The organism is Corallincola spongiicola (genome assembly GCF_004284785.1).
In the GTDB taxonomy this organism is placed as follows: Bacteria; Pseudomonadota; Gammaproteobacteria; order Enterobacterales; family Neiellaceae; genus Corallincola; species Corallincola holothuriorum.
In genome coordinates, this window is sequence record NZ_SHLY01000001.1 from 425,982 (window position 1) to 451,316 (window position 25,335).

Consider the following 25,335-nt stretch of genomic DNA (forward strand, 5'->3'; position numbering starts at 1 on the left):
CGCAACCTTTGGTTGTAATCTTGTTTTACAGCTGATTAAGACCACTATCTTAACCTGAGGTTCCCTGTTCGGCCATAGTTAGACTGAAGCAAATGTAACTTCATCGCTTTACTTACAAGATGATGAAAAATGTTCCCAAGTAGTTATCCAGTCTTGTTACGGGCTGGACAACTTATAAGTGTTGCATCGATCGTCGCTAATCGTTCCGTTAAAATTTGAATGAACTCCAAATCGGCGCGTGATCGGACGGCTTTTCAATTCCCCTGAGTTGATAATCGATATCAGATTCGACTAGGCAATCAACCAACGGCGCTGTTGCTAGTATAACGTCGATACGTAGCCCTCTATTGTCGTCGAAACCGCGGGAGCGATAGTCAAACCAGCTGTATTTCTCTGTGACCTCAGGGCTTAGGTATCTAAAAGTATCGGTAAATCCCCAACCCTGTAGTTTTGTTAACCATTCTCGTTCTTCCGGTAGGAAACTGCATTTCCCCGTTTTTAGCCAGCGCTTCGCGTTGTTATCTCCGATGCCTATATCTAAATCGGTGGGGGAGATGTTGATATCACCCATGACAATCAGTTTGTCATCGGGAGTGTGGGTGTCTTCTAAATAGGTTTGTAGATCTTGATAGAACTTCTCTTTATATGGGAACTTTACTGGGTGATCGCGACTTTCGCCTTGGGGGAAGTAGCCGTTCATAACATGCAGTAGCGAACCGTCTTCGAGTTCAAATGTCGCTTTAATCATCCGTTTTTGCGCATCTTCACTGTCATTAGGAAATCCTTTTTCGACGGAAATAGGCTTTTGTTTACTTAACATGGCGACGCCGTAATGGGCTTTCTGGCCATAAAACTCTACGTGGTAACCGAGAGCTTCTACAGCTGCTAATGGAAATACTTCGTCATGCACTTTGGTCTCTTGTAACCCAATGACATCCGGTTGATGTTTGTCTATTAGCGCTTCCAACTGATGAAGGCGTGCTCTAAGGCCATTGATATTAAAACTGACGATTTTCATGTTATCTCTTACTTTCTAAATGAATGACAACGGGCATTAAAATTCTAACTTACTAATTGGATATATTTACAATACTTGCGTCTAATGAGAAATCGTATGCGCACTGGTTGCGACCGTTGGCCTTGGCTTGGTACATAGATTGGTCTGCGCGGCGGAGTGCTTTATCCATATTGTCGCCACTACAAAAGAGCGTTGCTCCGATCGATAAACTTATCTCTTGCGAGCCATTGATAGCGACAAAATGGTGTGACGTTATCTGCTTAAGTAGCTTTTCACAAACCGCTTTAGTGGATTCCATTGTTGCCTCCGGCAACAGAAGTACAAACTCTTCGCCCCCAAAACGAGCGAGAGTTGCCGCTTCTGGCAGCTGATTTCTCATGACTTCAGCGATCTCTCGTAACAACTCGTCGCCCTTTTGATGGCCGTAGGTATCGTTAATCCGCTTAAAATGGTCGACATCCAACAAACAAACGGCGAATGCCTTGTTCTCCTGGTATTGTTTCGAAGCGAGCTTGGTAGCTTCCTTTCGTAAATACCTACGATTACCCAATCCGGTTAGTTCATCGGTGCTCGCTAGCTCTTCTACGCGTGATAGAGCTAAGGCTAACTCTTCGTTAGTTTCCTGTATCTGACTGTTTTGCTGTTTAATTTGTAGTGAAGAGCGACGAACCTTATCTCTGACGTGAGTCATATACCCGGCGATGGCACAAAGCCATATCAATACGGCAGTCAATATTGTCCACTGCAACAAATTGGCATGAGGGTTAAAATTTGGTGTTTGCGTTACCCAATCGTATAGGATCACCCAACCGTATGAGGCGGAGATAAAAAACGACATGATGATGGTTTGTGCCCTGTTTAAGGTGAAAAAACTAAACATGGTAATAAACAGATACACCATCAGGAACGCGCCGCGTAACTCTTGGGTTTGGCTAATAAAAAAGCTACTCCAGCCGATTGCTGCAAGCATTTGTAAGCGGGTTAAGACGGAATCTTCGATCAAGGTGTTGAGACCTGAACGATAGATTACAAACAGCGTGATGATGTAAGCGGAGATGATGGCCGTAGACCAGATAAGAATGGAGGAGTTAATTTCAGCCAAGCCAAAAGCGGAAGACATCCACGCGAGTGATACACAAAGTATGTAGGCTGATGCTGATAGCAAAAAGCGTTCGGTCAAAGCTCGCTGCTTAACGTCACTCGGAAGTAGCTTTATTGTTACCATTTAAGATCGAGTCTCCGGCCGCATCTCATTATCTGCGCTTTTCTTGCATGCTAAACCCTTGCCGGTAAATGGCAACACCGCACTCTAAAAAGCGAATAGGTCAAAACTAAGAACGCAAAATATTTGAACTGTGTCACGTTTTTGGTATGATGCGGCCTCCTCAGTCACGGAGATAACTGATTTATGTCCTTTTTTAGTTTGTTCTCGACCCGGAAACAACTCATAAAAGTTATCACTCTTGTTTCCCCATATCTTCGCGCTTGTTATGGTGACAGAAACAGCTATACGATTGATGAAGTAAATATTGGATTAGATCGTTGTGGTTTACTTGGCGAGCGTGCAGCAGAACAAGCTTATGCTATTTTCTTATCCGAAAGTGATTTTAATGCATGGGCGCGCAGTCAAAGGCTATCTCTCAGCTACCAACGGGTGCGCAGTAAGATCCGTGAAAAATTGAATTTAGAACCTGAACAAGTATTAACAACACAGTACCTTTATCAGTACGCGAACCAATCTGGTCCTCAAGGGATCCTTTGGGACAGTTGGCGTTTTCCTTGGCCTTCTCGTCGTCGATAATTGTTTAACAACAAGCGCCATAGAGGCGCTTGTTTGTTTCTGTAGCGTCATAGAATTTCTCTAAGCGCGCCAAGTAGTAATGTGATGTTTTCTCGCCGCGCACCATAACCCATTAATCCGATACGCCATGCTTTTCCTGCTAATTCTCCGAGCCCAGCACCAATCTCAAGGTTGTATTCCGCCAGCAGTCTATTTCTAACCTCTGCATCGTTAGCATTATTTGGGATATGCACAGCATTGAGTTGCGGCAGTCGCTCTTCCTTGGGAACGATAAAATCGATGTCGAGCAACGCCAACCCCTCGTGCAATTGTTGGTGCATATGCTGGTGTCTGGCCCACGCTTTTTCTAACCCTTCGTTATGCAATAGTACAAGTGCCTCATGGAGCCCATAAAGCGCATTGACGGGGGCAGTATGATGGTACGACCGTTTTCCTTCACCAGCCCAGTAATCCATAACCAGAGACTGATCTAAAAACCAGCTTTGAACCTTGTGGGTGCGCTGCTTAATATGTTCAACCGCGGCAGGGCTGAAGCTGACAGGGGAGAGGCCTGGCACGCAAGAAAGACACTTCTGACTGCCTGAATAGATAGCATCGATGCCCCATTCGTCGACTTTTAATTCGATACCGCCGAGCGATGTAACAGCATCAACAATAGTTAAGCAGTTATGAGCTTTGGCGATAGCACAGAGCGTTTTCGCATCTGATTTAGCCCCAGTTGACGTTTCTGCATGAACGAATGCGACAAATTTGCTGTCAGGGTGCTTTAGCAATGCCTCTTCGAGCTTTTCAGGGGTGATTGCACGCCCCCATGGATCATCGACTGTCACTGCGGTGCCGCCGCAGCGTTGGACGTTTTCAACCATCCTGCTGCCGAATACGCCGTTGCGGCAAACGATAACTTTGTCACCAGGTTGCAAAAGATTCACGAAACAGGCTTCCATACCTGCAGAGCCCGGTGCTGAAATGGCCAGGGTCATCTCGTTCTTTGTTTGGAACGCATATTGAAGTAGCGCTTTAACTTCATCCATCATGCCGATAAATAGAGGGTCCAAATGACCTATGGTTGGGCGTGACAGGGCGCTTAATACTCGGTCTGATATATCGGATGGGCCAGGGCCCATTAAGGTGCGTCTTGGTGGCTGAAAGCTGTTAGGGTTCATGGTGAGTTCTCTTTCTTATATGTCTTTTCTAACTACCTGAGTAAATTAGAGTAACGTGTTGTCTACAAGATTAATTCTTTCGACTGATCTAATCACTTCGACGACTGATGAGGGCAGGTTGTCTTTACGCTGTGCTTTGGTGTTATAAGCAACGACAAGCGCTGAACCTTCGGCGGCAGTGCGTTGATTTTTATGACTGACCACTCGGTACTCCATCATGAACCTGTCGTTATTGAGTTCGCTGATCCTTGCGCCTATTGAGATAGAGTCCGGGTAGGTTAGTGGCATTTTATATCGACATTGCGTTGATGCCAGTACAGGGGCTAACGCGAGTGTCTGCATTTGTTGCATCACTTTAATTTTGCCGAAGTAGGCGATCCGGGCGTTTTCGAAATACTTGAAGTAGACACTGTTATTGACGTGATTCAGTGCATCCATTTCACCCCAAGCAACTGCTTGTTCAATTACAACCGGGAAGTCATTGAGCAGATTATTCATAAGTACCACTAGCACTCTTCTGGTATGACCAGTCTAGAGGCAAATAGCAGGGATTTCCAGCACGCTTCAACGAGTCATCTTTTTTACGAACACGACAACAAAAAGAGCAATAGTAAAGCTGCCGGTAAATGCTTCAAAAGCGGCAATGAAACGCGATAGTCCAACAGGGGCTATGTCACCATAACCTAATGTCGTGAATGTGACGACACTGAAGTAGAGACAGGCAAGCGCACTATTAACGTCCTCCATACCTAACGTTTCAGGCGTGAACATCAGTAGTTGTCCTTGATGTGTGATCCCCAGCAGGAAGTAAGCCACGGCGCAAACCAGAATAAAAAGCATGGCGAATAAGACAACATTAAATGGCCGCTCGCCGTAACCACAAAAGAGATCTATTCCTTTAGATATCGCCCGCTTAAGGGAGGGCTTCGGCATTTGGTAGCGGCGCATGGTCAGTTCTTTGTGTAGGCAATAGCCAGCCATCTCAAATAGGCCTTGGCTATCAGCTGCCTTGTGTAGATCTCGGTATACCTCCTCGGCTTGCTGAAAATTATCAAACGCTTCTTGCTTATGGCCAGCCTTCCACAGCTTATGTCCTCTTTTCTCCTGCAATAGCTGCTTGCCGATGTTAACGTTGTCTAATCGCGTACCTTTAAGTTTTGTGCCCAATAGATTGCATTGCTTCAGATTGGCACAATGAAGGTTGGCGCCGCTAAGATCAGCTTTCATCAGTGACGAGTTGGATAAATCTATGGAAAAAAGATGTGCACCACGCAGTGACGCGCGATATAGGTCGCTTCCTCGGAGGTCAAACCCTGAGCTGGCGCCCCGGTTAACCAAATCAAGTTGTTCAAGCCTAGCGCGCTTGAGTTGAAGTCCTTGGGATACTTCACCATTACGCACGTATTTTTCGAGTGGCGTTTTTATATCTATGCCAGATTTGTCGCTATTGGGATCGTGCCAAAAGCAGTAGCCGTGAGCTAACGCTTCTTGGCTACACTGGCGGGATCCTGCGCCAACAAATCCGCATTTATGTTTGGTTATACTAGGCATTAGGTCAAAGAATGATAACTCGTTGACCTAATTATAGGTTGGTGAAGAGGAGTTGCTAGGAGGCTTAGTCGCTTTCTTTGCCGACAGCTTCTTTATCCTCTAATGTGCAGATGTTGCCACCTTCGAAGTTGTCTCGATAATAGCGGAAATCGACACACTCTTGTTGATACTGGTCTTTTAGGGCGCCGCGTACCTGTAGGCTTGATGTGCTGCTTATCTGTTTTTGTAAGTCTTTACACATTTTCTCTTGCGCAAGAACTTCTTCAATGTTTTCACAACCATTTTGAGTTGTGCAGGCGCTCAAAATGAATACTGTCGATAAAGCGAAAGTGCTGGCCGAAAGGCTTTTGACTATTGGATGCATAGGAAAGTTCAATTATCTATTTTGATGAAGTGTAAACGGTCAAATAGATAATTGAAAAAGAAAATTACTATTTTTGTTGAAGCTTGTTGTAGCTTTGCTTTAGGTCTTGATAGCGTATTTTGTGGCGCGAGGGGAGGGAGACGCCGTCGAGCAAGCGGAAAAACTCTTTGCATTCGCGTAGCAGTTCGTGTGGCTTTTTCTCCGCTTTACAAAGTTGCAATAGTGATTGGATCATATTTAGTGCTGCACCGGTATTGGTTGGCGCGAGGCTAAGCGCCGTGCGAAATGCGCGCACGGCTGCGTCGTAATTGCCCTGCTCGTAATATCTGCTACCGTCTTGGTGGCATTGGCGGAATTGCGCAACCCGTTCATGTTGTGCGTCATCCGCTTGATAGCTTTGTAGTGCGTCGCGAGCATAGGTGCCTAAGTTAGTACTTTTTTGCATTCGCTCTGCGAGGTGTTGCATCTCTTCAAACTCGCCAATCTGGCATAGTGTTATCAGCCCTTCACCGGAAAACTCTATGGGTAGTTTGTCCTTCCCTTGCTCGACAAGCCCTTTCAAAGCGTTGTAATAGCTTTTCTTTGCTTTGATTAATTCACCTTTCGCAGCTTCAAGCTTGGCTTGGCAGAGCCCTTCAAAAGTAGCAAAATCAAAATTCCCGTAGAGATTATCGTGTCTAGCACGGAATAGCGCATTCATGGCTTCATGTTGGTACTTGTGACGCCGGGTCGCTTCCTCTGCGCTTTCTGCTGCTTCAAACGTACTCCGTACATAATTGAGTAGGTGTTCGACGTTGTGATGTAATGAACGTTTACTTAGTTCATAGATTGTTTGATAGGTATTTTGTGTTAGTTCTGAGAGTTCAACTTCTCGGGATAACCGAGCTATGTGTTGCTGCCTTTCAATCGAATGGGGAGATATCTCAGCTGCATCTTGTAAAGACTGTAGCGCTTGTTCTGGTTGATCGAGCATATATTGGCACTGTGCTTTAAGATCATGAGCATCTAATAGTAATGGGTGCTGGATTAGCAACTCTTCCAGTGTTTGGATGGCGACATCATAACGTTTCAGACCCATGTGCGCTTTGGCTAATGCTACTTTTGCCCACGTGATATCTCGCTCGGCTAACAGTGCTTTTAGAAATTGTTCTGATTTCTCATACTGCCCCACCTTGCAATAGAGTTCAGCCAATAAATTTTTGCAATGGTTGCTGTATTTGCTGCCTGCGGCGATCAACGTATGACAAGCTGCAATTGCTTCTGGGTAGTTTTTATCGTTCAACGGCTGCAATACACTTTGCATCGCTTGCCGTTTTTGATGCGCTCTCTCAATACGTGAACTGAGCTGACGTTGGGAAAATGGCTTCATTATGTAGTCGTCAGGTTGGTTTTCTAACGCCCCCAAAACCATGGCTCGACTATTTTCACCCGTCACAATGATAAAGATAGCCTCTGTTGTAATCAGCCCTTTACCGCGTAGCTCTTCCAAAAGTTGGCGACCATTTTTTTTGTTTACGCCCAGGTTATAGTCGACTAAGAGCAGTTGAAAAGGGCGGTCATCACAGTACTTACAGGCTTGCTCACCGGTTTCACACATTTCGATGTTGTTAAAGCCGATATTATTCAGCATGCCTTTAAGCATTACCTGAAATGAACGTTGGTCATCAACTACAAGCACGTGAGAGTGGGTCAGGCTCAAGTTCACTTCCTTTACAGCTGCGGATTAGTCCCTTCGCTGGAATATAGCATAGCGATGTCAATGCGTTGAGTGGCGTTGATCAACAACTGGAAGAGAAACAGTTAAAGAATCTAATAATGAAGCCGATATGAAGTTAGGTTTCATACTGGAAAAGAATTGTGCAGTCCGAACAGGTCAATTCGTCAATCATCGTTAATGAGCTTCAGCTCGGCCAATCGCTAAACAAAGCGGTTGGTAGCGGCGATTCTGCTAAGTTCGCTTATCTGCTAAGTATGTTGTCGGATGATGTGCTTGATCAGCCGCAGTTTCAGTTTGCTTGTTTTGACAGTATCAAACCCGCGCCAGATGAGACGCAATTAAGGAAAGAGTTTTCGTTACCAGAGAGTGCGCCGTTATTCAGCGATGCTGAAACGATGCTGCGTGCGACAAATCAGAGTCAACTATTTGCTGAAGGTGGTTCGATCACTGACGTAAGGCTACTCGCTGCGCTCGCGCCGACGGCGTTAGTGGCTAAGAAAGAGGACGATAACTCTTTATCTGCGGATATTCTCGATATTCTGCCTCATTGGAAACGGGCTGACGTCTGCCCAAAGCCTGAATATTCTTCGAGCGAGCCGATGATTGAACTACTGAATAAGCTGCATAGCAGCTCACAAACAGCGCTATAAATCACGAAACGTAGCGGTGACAGTTGTCTCCGTGAGTTTCATGCATAAAAAAGCCCGCTATTAAGCGGGCTTTTTCATACTAAGTTAGAAATTACTTCTTCTTAGCAGGTGACTTCTTAGCTTTAACGGCCTTGTTCAGGGCATCAGCGCTATCATCGCCTTCTTGGTATGGACGACCGTAGTAGGAGTCGATCAATACCTGCTTCAGTTCACTGATCAGCGGGTAGCGAGGGTTGGCACCAGTACACTGGTCATCAAACGCGTCAACAGCCAATTGGTCAACTTTCGCCATAAATGCTGCTTCGTCAACACCCGCGTCTTTAATTGACAGTGGGATATTTAACTCAACTTTCAGCTCTTCCAACCAAGTCAACAGGTTGTTAATTTTCTCTTCAGTGTTTTTACCACCCAGACCCAGGTGATCAGCTACTTCGGCGTAGCGAGCACGGGCTTTTGGACGGTCATACTGTGAGAATGCAGTCTGCTTAGTTGGTGTGTTAGTGGCATTGAAACGGATAGTGTTAGCCAATAACAGTGCGTTTGCCAGACCGTGAGGTACATGGAACTCTGCGCCCAGTTTGTGAGCCATTGAGTGACAAACACCCAAGAAAGCATTCGCAAAAGCAACACCAGCGATTGTGGCTGCGTTGTGAACTTTTTCACGAGCAACTGGATCAGCCTTGCCATTTTGATATGAACTTGGCAGGAACTGCTTCAGCAGCTTAAGTGCTTGCAGCGCTTGGCCATCTGAGTACTCGTTTGCCAGAACAGAAACATAAGCTTCCATAGCGTGAGTCACAGCATCGTAACCACCAAAGGCACATAAAGACTTCGGCATGTCCATAACTAAGTTGGCGTCTACAACAGCCATGTTAGGTGTCAATTCGTAGTCAGCCAGTGGGTATTTTTGGCCAGTCTTGTCGTCTGTAACAACTGCGAAAGGTGTTACTTCAGAGCCAGTACCTGAAGTGGTAGTGATACAAACCAGTTCAGCTTTAGAGCCCATTTTAGGGAACTTGTAGATACGCTTACGGATGTCCATGAAGCGCATAGACAGGTCTGCGAAGTCTGTTTCTGGGTGCTCGTACATAACCCACATGATCTTCGCTGCATCCATTGGTGAACCACCACCAACAGCCAAGATAACGTCAGGTTGGTAGCTGTGGCATGCCTCTGCACCTTTCTGCACGATAGTCAGAGTAGGATCGGCTTCTACTTCGTGGAAGATTTCAACTTCCATGCCTTTATCTTTAAGAATAGCGCGAAGGTCATCAATGTAGCCGTTGTTAAATAAGAAACGGTCAGTAACGATAAGTGCGCGTTTCTTACCTTCCAGGTCGTCCATTGCAATAGGCAGAGAGCCACGACGGAAGTAGATTGATTTAGGTAGTTTGTGCCACAACATGTTCTCAGCTCGCTTAGCAACAATTTTCTTGTTAATTAGGTGCTTAGGACCTACGTTTTCAGAGATTGCGTTGCCACCCCAAGAACCACAACCCAAGGTCAGTGATGGTGCAAGTTCGAAGTTGTAAAGGTCACCGATACCGCCGTGTGAAGAAGGCGTATTGATAAGAATACGAGCAGTCTTCATCTTGTCGCCGAAGTAAGCGATACGATCAGCATTGGCGTCTTGGTCGGTATAGAGCACAGAAGTGTGGCCGACACCACCGATATCCAAAATGATACCAGCTTGACGAACAGCGTCTTCAAAGTCTTTCGCTTTGTAAACACCCAGCGTTGGAGAGAGTTTCTCGTGAGAAAACTCGTCATCGTATGACGCTTCAAGACCTTCACCGATAAGGATTTTGGTCGCTACAGGTACAGTCACGCCTGCTAATTCAGCGATCTTATATGCTGGTTGACCAACAATCTTGGCGTTCAACGCGCCATCGATCATCAATACCTTACGTACTTTGTCTGCATCAGACTTGTTCAATACAGCGGCGCCATATTTAGCGAAACGAGCGATCACTTCGTCGTACTTAGACTCAACGATGATGGCTGCTTGCTCAGACGCACAGATAACACCGTTATCGAATGTCTTAGACATAAGGATGGAAGAAACTGCACGCTTAACATCTGCAGTTTCGTCAATAACTACAGGTGTGTTACCTGCACCTACGCCGATCGCTGGCTTACCAGAAGAGTAAGCTGCTTTCACCATACCTGGACCACCCGTAGCGAGGATCAAGTTGATGTCGTTGTGAGTCATTAGGGCGTTAGACAGTTCAACTGACGGTTGATCAATCCAACCGATGATGTCTTTAGGTGCGCCTGCAGCTACTGCGGCATCCAGAACCAGTTTCGCTGCGTAGTTCGTAGCGTTCTTAGCACGTGGGTGCGGAGAAAAAATACAACCGTTGCGAGTCTTAAGCGAGATTAACGCTTTAAAGATGGCAGTAGAGGTTGGGTTAGTGGTCGGAACGATCGCACAAACGATACCTACTGGCTCAGCGATAGTAATAGTACCGCCTTCTTCGTTGCTTTCGATTACGCCACAGGTCTTGTCATCTTTATACTTGTTGTAGATGAATTCTGAAGCAAAGTGGTTCTTGATCACTTTGTCTTCCATGATACCCATGCCTGATTCTTCTGCAGCCATTTTGGCCAGCTCGATACGAGCAGTAGAAGCAGCTAGAGAAGCAGCGCGGAAGATCTGATCAACCTGCTCCTGACTGTATGTTGCAAATGTACGTTGTGCCGTTTTGACGCGTTCAACAAGAGCGTTTAACTCTTCCATATTGGTGACAGGCATCGACTGTGTCTCCTGGTGAGATGTGAAATTTATTAAACAGACCAACAGTTTACTTACAAAAGCCGTAGCTTAACGAGATGTAGAGTATAGTCCAGCTTTTGCTGCTGTTCGGTAAGCCTGTTTAATAAATTTTTTGCGTGGCTGAGAGTATAGATGCCTCTATCTAGGTATGCTTGATATGGATCAATTGTAATTTAATTACATAAATGAAAGTTTTAAGTCTCATTTTGGCGCACCTTTGTGATGTTCGGCGCGCTGGTGGCGCCGACTGTTGGGGGGAAGTGTAATTTTATTAAAAATTCACACGCCGATCTAGCTTTGTTGCTGTGAGTTTTTTGTAACGCACTGATATCTATTAAAAATCATGCCGGCTGTTGAGTGTGCTGGAATTTGGTAGGAACAGTGTTTGATAAAGGCGGTTGGCAAATGCGTCGGTCATGCCCGATATGTAATCGGAAATAACGCGGTAACCAGAGGTGGTACCTTCTTTCTCTCGTGCGTGCTGCCAGCGGTTATTAACATCGTCAGGCAGTAGACGAGTAGGATCGGTTTCGAATGCCTCAAAAAGCGCCATCACGACTTGTTGTCCTTTAAATTCAAGTAGCTGTAGTTCCGGTTTACGAATGACAAAATTGAATACAAACCGCTTAAATACAGCCAGAGCTTGGTGCATCAGTGGGCCGAGTTTTGCGTTAGATGCGAGCAAAGGGGACTCAAAGCGTTCGTCGTGCGATAGCTCTACCGATGAGATAAGGGTGTTAACTAAAGCGCCAATGGCGTCTTTTCGATCGTATTGGTATCGACTAAACAGTTGGTTGGTTATACGGTCAATATTTTCTGTAAACCAAGGCTCATGCAGTGCGAGAAGCGGTTTTATGACATGTTGTTGCCATTCATCGCGCGTAACAATACCCATGACAACGGCATCCTCCATGTCATGTATGCCGTAGGCGATGTCGTCTGCTAGCTCCATCAACGAGCAGTCTAATGATTTGAATGCTGTTTTTGCATGTCCTGCGCTCGACTCAAAGCGCATAAACAACTCTTTGTCACTGTTGGAAAAGGGAGCGAGTACCCAATCCAGTAGTGGTTGGTCACAGTCAAATATGCCTTTAGGTGGGTGCCATGTGCTAGCCACTACTTTTCTATGATTGTCGGACTTAGCTGGATAGCGCTGATGGCAAAGGTTATTTAATGTTTGCGGGTATTTAAGTACGCCGAGAAGTGTGCGTCTTGAAAGGTTCATGCCATGGCTTTTCGTATAGGGCTCTAACCTCGCCAAAATGCGAAATGTTTGTGCATTCCCTTCAAACCCGCCATGTTCAGCTGTCATGTAATTCAGGGCTATTTCACCGCCATGACCAAAGGGAGGATGACCAATGTCATGGGCGAGGCAGATCGCTTCGATTAACGCGTCGCTATCGAGTAGTGGATGATGCTGAGGATGCTTTAATGCTAATTGGGCACGAATGCCTGTGCCGATTTGTGCCGCTTCTAATGAATGGGTTAGCCTAGTGCGGTAGAAGTCATTCATCCCTGCGCCAAGCACTTGGGTTTTGGCCTGGAGTCGCCGGAATGCTGCCGAATGCAGGATCCTAGCGCGATCTCGTTGGTAAGCAGAGCGATGATCATTACGCCTTGTCTTCGTTTCTTCGAGCCGGCGCTGCTGCCAAACAAGACTTTCCATCGTTTTCGCTCCTGCTAACTGATCTCATCGAGGGTTAAGTTAAAGCTCGCTACAAAGTGACGAATAAAGTAGTCCACCTCGGGCAGTGCAAACTGCGCCAGTTGCTGTTCCAATCGCTGTTTCGCTTGATTGAATTCACTATTGCCTGCGTTTTGCTCTTCAAGACATTTCAAGTAAGCGCAAAGTGTATCAGCGGCTTTGATAATTAATTTGTGTTCTGGTAACTGCTTAGCCCCAATGAGCAACCCCTCAAAGTCGGCGCATAGTTCGTTGGGAAGCATCTCTAGTAAACGTTGTTCAGCGGCCGTTTCTATCTTTTTGTACTCTTTAGCGATCTCAGGGTTGTGATATTTGATGGGGGTAGGAAGGTCGCCGGTAATAACTTCGCTAGCGTCATGATAGAGCGCTTGCAGTGCAATTTCAGCAGCGTTCAGCGAACCGTCAAAAAATCTATTTCTAATGACTGCCAGGGCATGGGAGATCATTGCCACTTGCAGACTATGTTCTTGTACATTTTCTACTTGAGTATTGCGCATTAACGGCCAGCGTTGGATCAGTTTTAGTCGCGCCATATGCGCGAAGAAGTGGCTGTTATCACTCATGACGGTTTGTAGCTCTCCAGAAAGTGCGCGATACGGTTAATCGCGTCTTTTAGCTGATCTTCTCGTGGCAAGGTGACTAGGCGAAAATGATCTGTTGTCGGAAGATTAAATGCGCTGCCTTGGACAATCAGGAGTTTTTCCTGGCGGAGGAGGTCTAGGACAAATCTTTCATCATTGTGGATCGGGTAACGCTTTGGATCGAGCTTTGGAAAGACGTATAGCGCGCCTTTTGGCTTGGTGCAGCTGACCCCTGGAATTTGATTCAGCATCTCGTAAGCGATGTCTCTCTGAGCTAATAGTCTGCCACCGGGGAGGATCAGTTCATTAATACTCTGGTACCCCCCTAATGCTGCCTGTATTGCGTGCTGACAGGGTACGTTGGCACAAAGGCGCATGGATGCCAGCATGGTCAGCCCTTCGATATAGCCTTGGGCACGGATCTTTGGTCCAGTAACGGCCATCCATCCAGCACGAAACCCTGCAGCTCGATAGCTCTTGGACAATCCATTAAATGACACCATCAATACATCATCTGCCAGTGAGGCGAGGGTAATATGCTCAGCACCATCGTAGAGGATCTTATCGTAGATCTCGTCGGCGTAAATAATTAGGTCGTGTTGACGGGCTAACTCCACTATTTCCAGTAAAATCTCTTTGCTGTAAACAGCCCCTGTTGGGTTATTAGGGTTAATAACGACAATGCCACGGGTATTTGGGGTGATTTTACTACGAATATCATCAATGTCAGGTTGCCAGTCGGCAGCTTCATCGCAGACGTAGTGAACTGGCTGGCCGCCGGCTAGGGTGACGGCTGCTGTCCATAAGGGATAATCTGGCGCAGGGATCAGCATCTCCTCGTGGTTATTAAGGAGAGCCTGCATCGCCATCAATATGAGTTCACTGACACCATTGCCGATGTAGATATCTTCAATATCGAGGCCAAATACCTGACGTTGTTGATATTGCTGCATGACAGCTTTTCGCGCAGAAAAAAGACCTTTGGAATCGCAATAGCCTTGTGAGGTAGGCAGGTTATGAATGACGTCGATCAGTAGCTCTTCTGGCGCTTCGAAGCCCCAAGGTCCAGGATTACCTATATTGAGCTTCAAAACGCGATGACCATCTTCTTCAAGGCGTTTTGCCTCTTGCAATACTGGGCCTCGAATTTCGTAGCATACGTCATTGAGTTTGTGAGATTTTTCGACCTGCTTCATGGTGCCTTAAGATCTTCATTAGTTCGTGATTCGAAAGTAACACTATCCGGGGGGATTTGGGAAGATAAGCGGCTATTCCTTGCATTGGAATCGTTGCCGCAATTATCGTCTGGGTTGCATGACTTGCTAACGGCTGTTGATGATGGTGTTGCAAGGTTCCCGGTTGATGAGTGCACCGCAAATTAATGATGCGTACCGTCATCCTTATGTGTTGATTGTGCCTTCTTAAGCATCTCTTTAACGTGATTTTTTTCCGCTTCTTTTGCTGTTTCTTCTGCCACGAAAAGCCCGAGAAGTCGTGCCAGTACGATGGCGATATAGAACTGACCGACGATAGCTTCAAGCACCACCCAGCCCTGAGTGAAAGTGGTTTGTGGGCTAATATCGCCGTAGCCTAGGGTCGAAATAGTAACGAAACTGAAGTAGGTCAATTCGTTAATCAAACCGGTTAAATCACCGCCGTCAATCCCTGCTTTTAAGTTGAATGAACCCGGGTAGTGGATCTCAAGAGAGACGTAAATCATTGCCCAAAGCAGGGCGATGATAAAGTAGAGTGAGATGGCAGCAATAATCATCTCTGTATTTGGGTGTAACTGCTTAATTAGGTATTTCAAAAGGTGGAAACTGACAAAACCGAAGAAAGCGATAAGGGTTAAGGCCCTTAAGTAATTAGCAAGATGAGCGCTTGAGTAGAAGTCACCCCAGCCGACTAAAACGGTAGGGATGGCCAACAATATTCCGATATAAAAAGTGCGCTTCTGTTGTGCAACGACGTACAAGGAGGCAAGCATAACCAGATTAAAGAGCACCATGGTTAATACCTTCCCAACGATATCTGTGAGGTGGGGCGGTATGATGATCAATAATATCAAGCTGGTCAGCAGAATATGAAAGCTGAACTTAGGAATGGGAATGCTCATTTTGCTAAATTTAAATGCTGAGGATGGCATGATGACTCTCCTTTGTCCGTTTTTACTCTAGCTTAAGATGCTGATTTGTAAAGGTAAGAGGAATTCTAAAGCACTTTGGTTAGAGGATCGTCTTGTAGCAAACGTTGCCACCCAATCATGTTTGCAGGGCCTTTGCTTCTGAGCATCATATTGCGTATTAACCTGCCAGGAAAAAAACGCCCCTTATTTGCTAGCTTTATGATCCTATTTGATTCGTTGACTACCCATTGTACTCGTTTTTCTCTGTGTTGCTGGTAACGAGGAAGGGCTTGTATATACGGATACCGACTTAATAGTCGTGCCAAAATAATTGTGTCTTCAAGTGTTAACCCGACGCCTTGTTGCAGACTCGGTGGACAACCGTGTAGGGCGTCCCCAACGAGTACAATGTTGCCGTGATAAAATTGCGTCCCGGTAGTGCTCTCTAATCGACCACTGATAAGGGCGTCACTATCAATTGCTTGGGTTAGAGCGTCAATGACACAGGGCTCGTAGCGTTTGAATCTTTTCAGTAGCTCGATCTTCGGCGCAGTTAACAGTCGTTTGTTTTTGTCCTGGCTTTGAGCGTAGCAATAGAATTTGTTGTTCCCGAGTGGATAGAACATGAAGGCATCGTCTTTGCCTATCAGGTATCGAGGGTGTTGTGGAACGTCTTTGAGTTCAGTAATAAGGCGCCAACAACTCACCCCCAGATCTGCGATTGGCTCCTCGCCGAAGGCAAGCGTTCTAACCTTCGAGTGGATCCCGTCGGCACCAATGATAAGGTCGAAAAATTGGCTGTATCCATCACTGAATTCGACGAGTGTTCCTTCTTGGGTATGCTCTATTCGTTGTGGCGCGCAGTTGAATCTGATGGGCTCTATGCCGTCTGCAAGAATATCGACAAGCGCATCCCGTCGCAGGGCAACGAAAGGCTGTTCATCAAAAGGTGAGCTGGTCAGGCTGCCTGACGTTAATGTACGCCCATTGGCTTTGGCATATTCAATCTCAGTGACTTGATGAGCGGCATCTAACACTTTGTGCTTTAAGCCAATAGATTGAAGTCCAGCCATGGCATTTGCAGGTAGACAGATCCCTGCGCCGCTCGCCGACAAGCTTGCCGATCTCTCAACTAATGTGGCATCTAGGCCGCGCTGGCGTAGCGCGCGGTAGAGCGATAGACCGGCAATGCCAGCACCGACGATGAGAATGCTTTGTTTAACCATGAGCGTGTTACTTAAATACCTTGCAGGTTTTCGAGCAGCCAGAGGCTTAGCTCATCAGGGTGGGACACACTAATATCTGCTTGCCAAGTTTCAGGTGTGTCATGTTCAGCAATATAGCCGTAAGCGGCGAGCATTGTTGTCATCCCTGCGCGCCTTCCAGCTTCAATATCTCGTTCTGCATCCCCAACATAGATACAGCTATTCGCGGCGACACCGAGCAACTCTGCAGCGTGAAATAAGGGCGCAGGGTCGGGCTTTCTGACTGGCAATGTATCACCACTGATAATACAACGAGCGGATGAGAATTCGCTAAAATCGGCTAAAAGCGGATCGGTTAACCAACCAGGCTTATTCGTGACAACCCCCCACGGAATATGCTTGGCGTCGAGCTCTGCCAAGATCTCTGCAACGCCATCAAACAGATTAGTGTGCTCGCAGATATTTGCGCTGTAGTAATCCAATAAGCTTTGCCTTAATTCGGCGAAAAAAGTGGCGTCTATGTTTTTTCCAAAACCGAGGTCAATGAGCCCTTTTGCGCCGTGAGAGGCAACAGGGCGGATAAGTTCGAGTGGCAGCGTGGATAGATTCTCTTTAACCAGTAAATGATTTAACGCTGCGCCAAGATCCGGTGCTGTATCTAGCAAGGTGCCGTCAAGATCAAATAATACGCCTTCGACATTCATCTGATTCATTCCTCGCGAGTACAATACAGCATGTAATTAACGTCCACGTTTGGCTTTAATTTAAACGTTTGCAGAAGTGGGTTGTAGTGGATCCCAGTCATCTGTTTTGGAGATAACCCTGCATGCTCGGCATAGCTGACGAGATCGGCTGGGCGAATGAATTTATCGAATTCGTGGGTACCTTTGGGTAGCAATTTCAGCACATACTCTGCGCCGACAATGGCTAACAACCAGGCTTTTGCTGTTTTGTTGAGTGTTGAAAAAAATATCTGACCGCCAGGTTTTACCATGCTGGCACAGGCGGCGATCGTTGCTGCTGGGTCAGGAACGTGTTCCAGCATCTCCATGCAGGTCACAACGTCATAGGTGTTTTGGTGTTGCTCTGCGTGCTGTTCGGCGGTTTGCTGCTGATAGTTCAGGGCTGTACCTGTTTCCAACGCATGCAGGCGGGCAACAGAAAGAGGAGCTTCACCCATGTCGATGCCGGTAACGTCGGCACCACTGCGAGCCATACTCTCTGCGAGAATACCGCCGCCACAACCGACATCGAGAATACGTTTGCCGAATAAGCCGCCTACACTGTCGGCGACAAATTTTAGCCGTACAGGATTCATTCGATGTAATGGTTTGAACTCGCCTTGCTCGTCCCACCACTTATGTGCAAGAGCTTCAAATTTCGCAATTTCTTTCGGATCGACATTCATTGTGGTTGTCATTTATTGTGCAAATCCTCGGCAATTTCGTGACTGCCGATTATACGCAGGTTAAAAGTGTGCGCCAGCGTCATTCGTGAGCGCTGACGAGGCCATTAAAACGTGCTAGCATGCCGCGGCAAAATACCATAACTAGAAACTTCAGTATCCGTGTAGGGAACTAGACCTTTTATGAGCGAACTCGCAAAAGAGATCACCCCGATTAACATCGAGGAGGAGCTGAAAAGCTCGTACCTTGATTATGCGATGAGCGTTATCGTGGGGCGCGCACTACCTGATGTCAGGGATGGCTTGAAACCGGTTCACCGTCGTGTTTTATTCGCGATGAATGAACTAAAGAACGATTTTAACAAGCCGTATAAAAAATCAGCCCGTGTCGTTGGTGACGTCATCGGTAAATATCACCCCCACGGCGATTCGGCGGTGTATGACACCATTGTTCGAATGGCACAGCCATTCTCTCTTCGTTACACATTGGTTGATGGCCAGGGTAACTTTGGCTCTATTGACGGCGACTCTGCCGCAGCCATGCGTTATACCGAAGTCCGTATGTCAAAGATCGCCCACTCTTTGTTGGCCGATCTTGAAAAGGAAACCGTTGACTACGTACCTAACTATGATGGTACAGAGCAGATCCCTGCGGTTATGCCGACACGGGTGCCAAACCTATTGGTTAATGGTAGCTCTGGTATCGCTGTTGGTATGGCGACCAATATTCCACCTCATAACCTGAATGAAGTGATCGACGGTTGCTTGGCAATGATCGATAAGCCGGAAATTACGGTTGATGAGCTGCTGGAGTATATTCCCGGTCCTGATTTCCCTACCGCAGCTCAGATTAACGGCCGGAGAGGCATCGAAGAAGCTTATCGCACGGGCCGCGGTAAGATCTATTTGCGAGCAAAACACGATATAGAGACAGACGAAAAGAATGGCAAAGAGTCCATTATCGTCACTGAAATCCCCTATATGGTGAACAAAGCAAGGCTGATCGAGAAGATCGCTGAGCTGGTGAAAGATAAAAAGATCGAAGGCATTACCGCGCTACGTGATGAGTCGGACAAAGACGGCATGCGTATCGTGATTGAACTGCGTAAGGGTGAAGTGAGTGAGGTTGTGATTAACAACCTGTATGCGCAGACTCAATTGCAGAACGTGTTTGGTATCAACATGGTTGCCCTCGACCATGGCCAGCCACGTTTGATGACGCTGGTTGATATGTTGTCAGCGTTCATTAATCACCGCCGTGAAGTAGTGACTCGTCGTACCGTTTTTGAACTACGTAAAGCCCGTGAACGAGCACACATTCTCGAAGGTTTGGCCATCGCGCTGTCAAACGTCGATCCTGTTATTGAGTTGATCAAAAACTCTGCAAATCCAGCGGAAGCAAAAGCTGGCTTGATCGCACAGGGTTGGGCGTTAGGTGATGTTGCCCAGATGCTGGAACGCGCAGGTGTTGATGCTGCTCGTCCAGAGTGGCTAGAGCCTGAGTTTGGCATCCGTGAAGGTAAATATTTCCTTACAGAGCAACAAGCACAAGCGATCCTTGACTTGCGTTTGCACAAGTTAACCGGTCTTGAGCACGAAAAAATTCTTGATGAATATAAAGAGCTGCTCGAGTTAATCGCTGAACTTCTATATATCCTTGCTAATCCAGCACGTTTGATGGAAGTGATCCGTGAGGAATTGGAAGCGATCAAGGACGAGTTCGGTGATGAGCGTCGGACTGAGATCACGGCCGCATCTGCTGAGATCAACCTTGAAGATTTGATCACCCAAGAGGATGTGGTGGTGACACTGTCACATCAGGGTTACGTGAAGTATCAAATTCTATCTGACTACGAAGCCCAGCGCCGTGGCGGTAAGGGTAAAGCCGCGACCAAAATGAAGGAAGAAGACTTCATTGAACGTTTATTGGTTGCCAATACCCACGATACCATTTTGTGTTTCTCCAGCGCCGGTAAAGTGTACTGGTTGAAGGTGTATCAGCTGCCATTGGCTAGCCGTACGGCGCGTGGTCGTCCGATCGTGAACCTACTTCCGCTGGACGAAGACGAGCGGATTACTGCAATCCTGCCGGTGAAAGAGTACGAAGAGGGGCTCAATATCTTCTTCGCAACAGCATCGGGCCGAGTGAAGAAAACGCCGCTTACCGCATTCTCCCGTCCATTGGCTAGCGGTATTCGTGCCATTAATCTGGATGAAGGCAACACCTTGGTGGGTGTCGACATTACAGATGGTAGCAATGAAGTCATGCTGTTTACTGATGGCGGTAAGGTGGTTCGATTTGACGAAGAGCATGTTCGTGCCATGGGCAGAACAGCCGCTGGGGTCAAAGGGATCACGTTGAAGCCTGGTCAAAAGGTTATCTCGCTGATTATCCCTCGTGGGGAAGGGCAGATCCTTACCGTGACAGAAAATGGCTTTGGTAAGCGTACCTCTGAGCTGGAGTACCCGACCAAAGGACGTGGTACGCAAGGGGTTGTTTCAATCAAAGTCAGTGATCGTAATGGCTCTGTCGTTGGCGCTGTCCAGGTCGATGAAAACGAAGAGATCATGTTGATCACCGATGCTGGTACCCTTGTTCGTACCCGAGTATCAGAAGTGAGCAGTGTTGGCCGAAATACTCAAGGTGTTCGCCTGATCCGTACATCGGAAAATGAACATGTTGTTGGTTTGCAGCGGATTGATGAAGTTGAAACAGACGAACTCATTGATGGTGAATTGATTGAAGATGGTGACGGTGACGCAGCGTCAGTTGAATCTGATGCATCAGAAACCAACACCGACGAGTAATCAGGTAAAGAAATACCTATGACACAAGCAGTGTTTAATTTCTGCGCGGGGCCGGCAATGTTGCCGGCCTCTGTTATGAAGCAGGCCCAGGCAGAGATGCTTGATTGGCAGGGGCAAGGTGTCTCTGTCATGGAAATGAGTCACCGTTCAAAGCCTTATATGCAGATGGCGGCAGAGGCTGAGCAGGACCTCAGAGATTTGATGGCGATACCGTCAAATTACAAAGTGCTGTTTTTGCATGGTGGTGGGCGAGGTCAATTTGCTGGCGTACCGCTTAATCTAAGTCATTCGGGTGATTCAGCGGACTACCTGCTTTCGGGGCAGTGGTCTCGAGGCGCGTTGGCGGAAGGGGAAAAGTACCTTCACTGTAAGGTCGCCGGTGAGCCGAACCTTATTGATGGCAAGGTTGCGCTGCCTCCCCAGTCGGCATTGAATATCAACCCAGACGCCGCTTATTTCCATTATTGTCCCAATGAAACCATTGAAGGGGTGGAGTTTTCTTATATTCCTGATGCTGGCCATGTGCCGGTAGTGGCGGATATGTCGTCAACCATCCTCTCCCAACCGCTAGACGTTAGTCGTTTTGGGGTGATTTATGCCGGCGCACAAAAAAACATCGGGCCTAGTGGATTGTCCGTTGTAATTGTTCGTGAAGATCTTATTGGCAATGCACGGCAGGAAACACCATCGATCCTTGATTATGGCTTGGCCGTTAAACATGATTCTATGTATAACACACCACCTACCTACGCCTGGTATCTTGCAGGCTTGGTGTTTAAATGGCTTAAGTCCAATGGCGGTTTAACAGAAATGGCCAAGGTCAATTGGGCCAAGGCTGATACTCTGTACCGGTTTATCGATGGCAGTGATTTTTACCGAAATAATGTCGATGACAACTGCCGCAGCAAAATGAATGTTCCATTTCAGTTAGCCGATGAGAGTCTGGATAGTAAGTTTCTCGAACTCTCTGATGCGGCTGGGTTAAAAGCGCTTAAGGGTCATCGTATTGTCGGTGGTATGCGTGCCAGTATCTATAACGCGATGCCGTTAAGTGGCGTTCAGGCATTAGTCGACTTCATGGCGGATTTTGAGAAAAGATTCGGTTAATAGATAGGTTTCTATCTCTGATAAAAAGGAAGCGTGGCGTGAGCTGTGATTTGATTGCCTTGGCAAATGCTGGGATCCGTGGATTACATCCTTATCAGGCGGGTAAGCCAGTTAGCGAGTTGGAACGAGAGCTCGGTATCTCAAATGTAGTGAAGCTTGCGTCAAACGAGAACCCTTTGGGGATCAGTGACAAGGTGAAACAGGCGCTGGTTAGTGAGTTTACTGAGCTGAGCAGATACCCTGATGCCAATGGCTTTTATCTGAAAGAGAAGCTGGCGAGTCGTCTCGGCGTAGAATCGGCACAGATTACCCTGGGCAATGGTTCTAATGATGTGCTGGAGCTGATCGCACGTACCTTTGTATCCGCCGAACATGAAGTGATGTTTGCAGAACACGCTTTTGTTGTATATCCCCTAGTGACGCAAGCAATAGGGGCTAAACCCTGTGTTGTGCCGGCTAAGGCATATGGACACGATCTAGATGCAATGGCAGCGGCGATTAGCGACAAGACCAAAATGATCTTTATCGCTAACCCTAATAATCCGACAGGTACTTTCCTCTCGAAAGAGTGTCTGAAAGCATTCATTGCCGCTGTACCAAAAGATGTCATTGTGGTGTTGGACGAAGCCTACGATGAGTATGTTGATGCCAGTGATCGTGCTAACAGTGTTGAATGGTTAAATGATTACCCCAACCTTGTGGTTACGCGTACCTTCTCAAAGGCATATGGATTAGCTGGTCTGCGTGTTGGTTACAGTGTTAGTAGTGCAGATATGGCTGGCCTGTTAAATCGATTACGTCAGCCGTTTAATGTTAATTCACTGGCATTGAAAGCCGCTGAAGTAGCGCTAGATGATAACGAGTTTCTACACGAATCTGTTTCTGTTAACCGCCAAGGGATGACTCAACTGACTGATTTCTTTCGTCAGCAGCAGATAAATTTTATCCCATCATGGGGCAATTTTGTTACTTTTGATACCGGTAGAAATGGCACTGATGTCTATGATGCATTGCTGCATCAAGGGGTGATAGTGCGTCCGATTGGTGGGTATGGCTTACCAAATCATCTCCGCGTAAGTATCGGCACTTCAGAAGAAAATAACCGTTTTATCGACGCACTGACATCAGTGCTTTCTTTGTAAGCTTTGATATAGATGAATTCAATGGAACAACTGACACTTCAACCTATTCAGCGGGTTAATGGCACCGTCAATTTACCCGGCTCAAAAAGCGTTTCAAATCGTGCGCTACTGCTAGCAGCGTTAGCTGAAGGCGAGACGATATTAACCAATTTGCTCGATAGCGATGATATTCGCCATATGCTTAATGCATTGAAAGCCTTGGGCGTCAGCTATCAGCTTTCCGATGATAAGACCGAATGCACAGTGCAAGGGCTTGGCCGTGCGTTTAACGCGTCTGAGTCTTTAGAGCTGTTTTTAGGCAATGCGGGTACTGCGATGCGGCCACTATGCGCGGCTCTCTGTTTGGGTGCAGGCGAGTTCGTCCTGACCGGCGAACCGCGTATGGAAGAGCGCCCAATCGGTGCTTTAGTCGATGCCTTGGTGCAAGCAGGCGCTAATGTTGAATACTTAAAAAATGCCGATTATCCACCTCTGAAGATTTATGGAACCGGGTTGTCTGGTGGCACAGTATCTATTGATGGTAGCGTGTCCAGTCAGTTTTTGACCGCTTTCCTGATGGCCGCACCAATGGCTGGTGGCGACACTGAAATTGTGATTAGTGGTGAACTGGTATCCAAACCTTACATCGATATTACGCTACATATCATGGAGCAATTCGGAGTCAGTGTAGAAAATATCGATTATCAGAAGTTCATCATCAAGGGTAATCAAACCTACAAAGCACCAGGCCGCTTTATGGTTGAGGGCGATGCGTCGTCTGCGTCCTATTTCTTGGCTGCAGCTGCCATTAAGGGCGGCGAGATTAAAGTGACTGGCATTGGTCGTAACAGCATTCAAGGCGATATCCATTTTGCTGATGTGCTTGAAGCTATGGGCGCCCAAATAGAGTGGGGTGATGAATATATCATTTCTCGTGTGGGCGAACTAAAGGCGGTGGATATGGATATGAACCATATTCCAGATGCGGCAATGACTATTGCTACAGCGGCTTTGTTTGCTGAGGGCACAACGGCAATTCGTAACGTATATAACTGGCGCGTTAAGGAAACTGACCGTTTATCCGCGATGGCGACAGAGCTGCGTAAAGTGGGGGCTGAAGTGGAAGAGGGAGAAGATTACATTGTGATCCAACCACCAGCCAAGCTCTCTCATGCGGCGATCGATACTTATAATGATCACCGTATGGCGATGTGTTTTTCGTTAGTCGCATTAAGTGATACACCCGTGACTATTAATGATCCTAAGTGCACATCGAAAACTTTTCCTGACTATTTTGAGCGTTTGGCATCGTTAAGCGAGCTATAATAGGACTGAAGATTAAGAAGGGACCCGTTGCGGTCCCTTTTTTATTCCTAGCAATGTGATGTGACGCTTTCGTCCGACGGTTTTTATCGTTGAACTGCATTTTACCTTTAATACTTTCTCACTATAATAGTCGCGCTTTATAGGGGGAGAGCTGTAAACACGTCATCTGCTCACCCTAATGTACTGATTTTTATTAGAATACCGGAGTTTTTATGCCTTCAGGCGCACCAGTGATCACTATTGATGGTCCCAGCGGTTCAGGGAAAGGGACACTCGCTCAGCGATTGGCGCAGCAACTGGGCTGGCATCTGCTTGATAGTGGCGCTATTTATCGTGTGTTGGCATTAGCTTCCTTGCACCATGGTGTGGATATCGAAAATGAAGATGCACTGGTGCCTTTGGCCGCGCATTTAGATGTGCAGTTTGTGTCAGACGAGAACACCAAGAAAATCCAAGTAATTCTGGAAGGCGAAGAGGTCAGTAAAAGCATTCGTACCGAAGAGTGCGGTGCTGTTGCTTCAAAGATCGCTGCATTCCCTCGGGTGCGTGAGGCATTACTTCGACGACAAAGGGCGTTTAAGGCGCTACCCGGTCTAGTGGCTGATGGCCGTGATATGGGAACGGTGGTTTTTCAGGACGCCCCAGTGAAGCTATTCTTAACCGCAAGCGCCGAGGACCGGGCTAACCGCCGTTATCTGCAGTTGCAAAGCGCTGGCCATGATGCTAACCTCGCGCAAATTTTAGCCGATGTCCAAGCTCGTGATGAACGCGACACTAATCGGAGCGTAGCTCCGTTGGTTCCAGCGGAAGACGCATTGGTCATCGACAGCAGTAAAATGTCAATCGATGAGGTTGAAGCAACCGCATTTGATTACATATATGGAAAATTATCGCCGACAGCTTCCGCCTAAC

At 46.9% G+C, this 25,335-nt stretch carries 22 protein-coding genes; 7 read left to right on the forward strand and 15 right to left on the reverse strand.

The features are described from left to right. Positions 1 to 208 precede the first annotated feature (208 nt). Positions 209 to 1,018, reverse strand: coding sequence for an exodeoxyribonuclease III (gene xthA, locus EXY25_RS01845; protein ID WP_130565515.1), 810 nt, complete (start codon positions 1,016 to 1,018; stop codon positions 209 to 211). Positions 1,019 to 1,070: 52 nt separating this feature from the next. Then, positions 1,071 to 2,243, reverse strand: coding sequence for a GGDEF domain-containing protein (locus EXY25_RS01850; RefSeq protein WP_130565516.1), 1,173 nt, complete (start codon positions 2,241 to 2,243; stop codon positions 1,071 to 1,073). Between the two features lie 183 nt (positions 2,244 to 2,426). On the opposite strand from EXY25_RS01850, the gene EXY25_RS01855 reads away from it, so the two are divergent. Next, entirely contained in the window at positions 2,427 to 2,819 is a 393-nt protein-coding gene (locus EXY25_RS01855; RefSeq protein ID WP_114336741.1) for a DUF6559 family protein, read from the forward strand. A gap of 47 nt (positions 2,820 to 2,866) precedes the next feature. On the opposite strand, the gene EXY25_RS01860 is transcribed toward EXY25_RS01855, so the two are convergent. The 5 genes from EXY25_RS01860 to EXY25_RS01875 all read right to left on the reverse strand — a co-directional run bounded on the left by EXY25_RS01860 (position 2,867) and on the right by EXY25_RS01875 (position 7,596). Then, positions 2,867 to 3,982: a pyridoxal-phosphate-dependent aminotransferase family protein gene (locus EXY25_RS01860; RefSeq protein ID WP_130565517.1), complete on the reverse strand. Its 1,116-nt coding sequence runs from the start codon at positions 3,980 to 3,982 to the stop codon at positions 2,867 to 2,869. Positions 3,983 to 4,027: 45 nt separating this feature from the next. Then, a complete protein-coding gene (locus EXY25_RS01865) occupies positions 4,028 to 4,480 on the reverse strand; it encodes an acyl-CoA thioesterase (protein ID WP_130565518.1) in 453 nt (150 codons plus the stop codon). A 66-nt stretch (positions 4,481 to 4,546) separates the two neighbouring features. Beyond that, a complete protein-coding gene (locus tag EXY25_RS01870; RefSeq protein ID WP_114336738.1) occupies positions 4,547 to 5,533 on the reverse strand; it encodes a pentapeptide repeat-containing protein in 987 nt (328 codons plus the stop codon). 64 nt (positions 5,534 to 5,597) lie between these two features. Further along, complete coding sequence (locus tag EXY25_RS18705; RefSeq protein WP_165419219.1) at positions 5,598 to 5,774, reverse strand: hypothetical protein; 177 nt, start codon at positions 5,772 to 5,774, stop codon at positions 5,598 to 5,600. A 190-nt stretch (positions 5,775 to 5,964) separates the two neighbouring features. After that, positions 5,965 to 7,596: a response regulator gene (locus EXY25_RS01875; protein ID WP_130565519.1), complete on the reverse strand. Its 1,632-nt coding sequence runs from the start codon at positions 7,594 to 7,596 to the stop codon at positions 5,965 to 5,967. 158 nt (positions 7,597 to 7,754) lie between these two features. On the opposite strand from EXY25_RS01875, the gene EXY25_RS01880 reads away from it, so the two are divergent. Further along, positions 7,755 to 8,264, forward strand: a complete 510-nt coding sequence (locus EXY25_RS01880) for a VC2046/SO_2500 family protein (RefSeq protein WP_165419220.1) — start codon at positions 7,755 to 7,757, stop codon at positions 8,262 to 8,264. 91 nt (positions 8,265 to 8,355) lie between these two features. Here EXY25_RS01880 and adhE read toward each other — a convergent pair whose 3' ends face one another. The 8 genes from adhE to ubiG all read right to left on the reverse strand — a co-directional run bounded on the left by adhE (position 8,356) and on the right by ubiG (position 18,076). Next, positions 8,356 to 11,052 (reverse strand): bifunctional acetaldehyde-CoA/alcohol dehydrogenase, encoded by a 2,697-nt coding sequence (adhE, locus tag EXY25_RS01885; protein WP_276320499.1) that lies wholly within the window; start codon positions 11,050 to 11,052, stop codon positions 8,356 to 8,358. A gap of 322 nt (positions 11,053 to 11,374) precedes the next feature. Further along, complete coding sequence (locus EXY25_RS01890) at positions 11,375 to 12,706, reverse strand: anti-phage deoxyguanosine triphosphatase (RefSeq protein ID WP_130565522.1); 1,332 nt, start codon at positions 12,704 to 12,706, stop codon at positions 11,375 to 11,377. Positions 12,707 to 12,720: 14 nt separating this feature from the next. Beyond that, the gene (gene yfbR / locus EXY25_RS01895) at positions 12,721 to 13,308 is read right to left on the reverse strand and encodes a 5'-deoxynucleotidase (protein WP_130565523.1); all 588 of its coding nucleotides are present in this window, start codon (positions 13,306 to 13,308) and stop codon (positions 12,721 to 12,723) included. Then, positions 13,305 to 14,522: a pyridoxal phosphate-dependent aminotransferase gene (locus tag EXY25_RS01900; protein WP_130565524.1), complete on the reverse strand. Its 1,218-nt coding sequence runs from the start codon at positions 14,520 to 14,522 to the stop codon at positions 13,305 to 13,307. The genes yfbR and EXY25_RS01900 overlap by 4 nt, the downstream gene beginning before the upstream one ends. 182 nt (positions 14,523 to 14,704) lie before the next feature. Then, on the reverse strand, positions 14,705 to 15,472 hold the full coding sequence (locus EXY25_RS01905; protein ID WP_130565525.1) for a potassium channel family protein: 768 nt from the start codon (positions 15,470 to 15,472) through the stop codon (positions 14,705 to 14,707). A gap of 65 nt (positions 15,473 to 15,537) precedes the next feature. Next, positions 15,538 to 16,677 carry an FAD-dependent monooxygenase gene (locus EXY25_RS01910; protein ID WP_130565526.1) on the reverse strand — a complete coding sequence of 380 codons (1,140 nt, stop codon included), beginning with the start codon at positions 16,675 to 16,677 and terminating at the stop codon, positions 15,538 to 15,540. Positions 16,678 to 16,688: 11 nt separating this feature from the next. Then, a complete protein-coding gene (locus EXY25_RS01915) occupies positions 16,689 to 17,360 on the reverse strand; it encodes an HAD-IA family hydrolase (protein WP_114336728.1) in 672 nt (223 codons plus the stop codon). Between the two features lie 5 nt (positions 17,361 to 17,365). Continuing rightward, positions 17,366 to 18,076: a bifunctional 2-polyprenyl-6-hydroxyphenol methylase/3-demethylubiquinol 3-O-methyltransferase UbiG gene (gene ubiG, locus EXY25_RS01920; RefSeq protein ID WP_114336727.1), complete on the reverse strand. Its 711-nt coding sequence runs from the start codon at positions 18,074 to 18,076 to the stop codon at positions 17,366 to 17,368. Positions 18,077 to 18,244: 168 nt separating this feature from the next. On the opposite strand from ubiG, the gene gyrA reads away from it, so the two are divergent. From gyrA to cmk, 5 genes are all read left to right on the forward strand, one after another. Continuing rightward, complete coding sequence (gyrA, locus tag EXY25_RS01925; protein WP_130565527.1) at positions 18,245 to 20,869, forward strand: DNA topoisomerase (ATP-hydrolyzing) subunit A; 2,625 nt, start codon at positions 18,245 to 18,247, stop codon at positions 20,867 to 20,869. Positions 20,870 to 20,887: 18 nt separating this feature from the next. After that, positions 20,888 to 21,976 carry a 3-phosphoserine/phosphohydroxythreonine transaminase gene (gene serC, locus EXY25_RS01930; protein ID WP_130565528.1) on the forward strand — a complete coding sequence of 363 codons (1,089 nt, stop codon included), beginning with the start codon at positions 20,888 to 20,890 and terminating at the stop codon, positions 21,974 to 21,976. Between the two features lie 38 nt (positions 21,977 to 22,014). Continuing rightward, on the forward strand, positions 22,015 to 23,118 hold the full coding sequence (gene hisC / locus EXY25_RS01935) for a histidinol-phosphate transaminase (RefSeq protein ID WP_130565529.1): 1,104 nt from the start codon (positions 22,015 to 22,017) through the stop codon (positions 23,116 to 23,118). Positions 23,119 to 23,139: 21 nt separating this feature from the next. Continuing rightward, positions 23,140 to 24,423 (forward strand): 3-phosphoshikimate 1-carboxyvinyltransferase, encoded by a 1,284-nt coding sequence (gene aroA / locus EXY25_RS01940; RefSeq protein WP_114336723.1) that lies wholly within the window; start codon positions 23,140 to 23,142, stop codon positions 24,421 to 24,423. Between the two features lie 212 nt (positions 24,424 to 24,635). After that, a complete protein-coding gene (gene cmk, locus EXY25_RS01945; protein ID WP_130565530.1) occupies positions 24,636 to 25,334 on the forward strand; it encodes a (d)CMP kinase in 699 nt (232 codons plus the stop codon). The last annotated feature ends 1 nt before the right edge of the window (position 25,335 follow it).

Excerpts from the sequence above, each read along its gene's own strand:
- xthA (WP_130565515.1), bottom strand. The coding sequence starts at position 1,018 with ATGAAAATCGTCAGTTTTAATATCAATGGCCTTAGAGCACGCCTTCAT.
- EXY25_RS01850 (WP_130565516.1), bottom strand. The coding sequence starts at position 2,243 with ATGGTAACAATAAAGCTACTTCCGAGTGACGTTAAGCAGCGAGCTTTG.
- EXY25_RS01855 (WP_114336741.1), top strand. The coding sequence starts at position 2,427 with ATGTCCTTTTTTAGTTTGTTCTCGACCCGGAAACAACTCATAAAAGTT.
- EXY25_RS01860 (WP_130565517.1), bottom strand. The coding sequence starts at position 3,982 with ATGAACCCTAACAGCTTTCAGCCACCAAGACGCACCTTAATGGGCCCT.
- EXY25_RS01865 (WP_130565518.1), bottom strand. The coding sequence starts at position 4,480 with ATGAATAATCTGCTCAATGACTTCCCGGTTGTAATTGAACAAGCAGTT.
- EXY25_RS01870 (WP_114336738.1), bottom strand. The coding sequence starts at position 5,533 with ATGCCTAGTATAACCAAACATAAATGCGGATTTGTTGGCGCAGGATCC.
- EXY25_RS18705 (WP_165419219.1), bottom strand. The coding sequence starts at position 5,774 with ATGTGTAAAGACTTACAAAAACAGATAAGCAGCACATCAAGCCTACAG.
- EXY25_RS01890 (WP_130565522.1), bottom strand. The coding sequence starts at position 12,706 with ATGGAAAGTCTTGTTTGGCAGCAGCGCCGGCTCGAAGAAACGAAGACA.
- yfbR (WP_130565523.1), bottom strand. The coding sequence starts at position 13,308 with ATGAGTGATAACAGCCACTTCTTCGCGCATATGGCGCGACTAAAACTG.
- EXY25_RS01900 (WP_130565524.1), bottom strand. The coding sequence starts at position 14,522 with ATGAAGCAGGTCGAAAAATCTCACAAACTCAATGACGTATGCTACGAA.
- EXY25_RS01905 (WP_130565525.1), bottom strand. The coding sequence starts at position 15,472 with ATGCCATCCTCAGCATTTAAATTTAGCAAAATGAGCATTCCCATTCCT.
- EXY25_RS01910 (WP_130565526.1), bottom strand. The coding sequence starts at position 16,677 with ATGGTTAAACAAAGCATTCTCATCGTCGGTGCTGGCATTGCCGGTCTA.
- EXY25_RS01915 (WP_114336728.1), bottom strand. The coding sequence starts at position 17,360 with ATGAATGTCGAAGGCGTATTATTTGATCTTGACGGCACCTTGCTAGAT.
- ubiG (WP_114336727.1), bottom strand. The coding sequence starts at position 18,076 with ATGACAACCACAATGAATGTCGATCCGAAAGAAATTGCGAAATTTGAA.
- gyrA (WP_130565527.1), top strand. The coding sequence starts at position 18,245 with ATGAGCGAACTCGCAAAAGAGATCACCCCGATTAACATCGAGGAGGAG.
- serC (WP_130565528.1), top strand. The coding sequence starts at position 20,888 with ATGACACAAGCAGTGTTTAATTTCTGCGCGGGGCCGGCAATGTTGCCG.
- aroA (WP_114336723.1), top strand. The coding sequence starts at position 23,140 with ATGGAACAACTGACACTTCAACCTATTCAGCGGGTTAATGGCACCGTC.
- cmk (WP_130565530.1), top strand. The coding sequence starts at position 24,636 with ATGCCTTCAGGCGCACCAGTGATCACTATTGATGGTCCCAGCGGTTCA.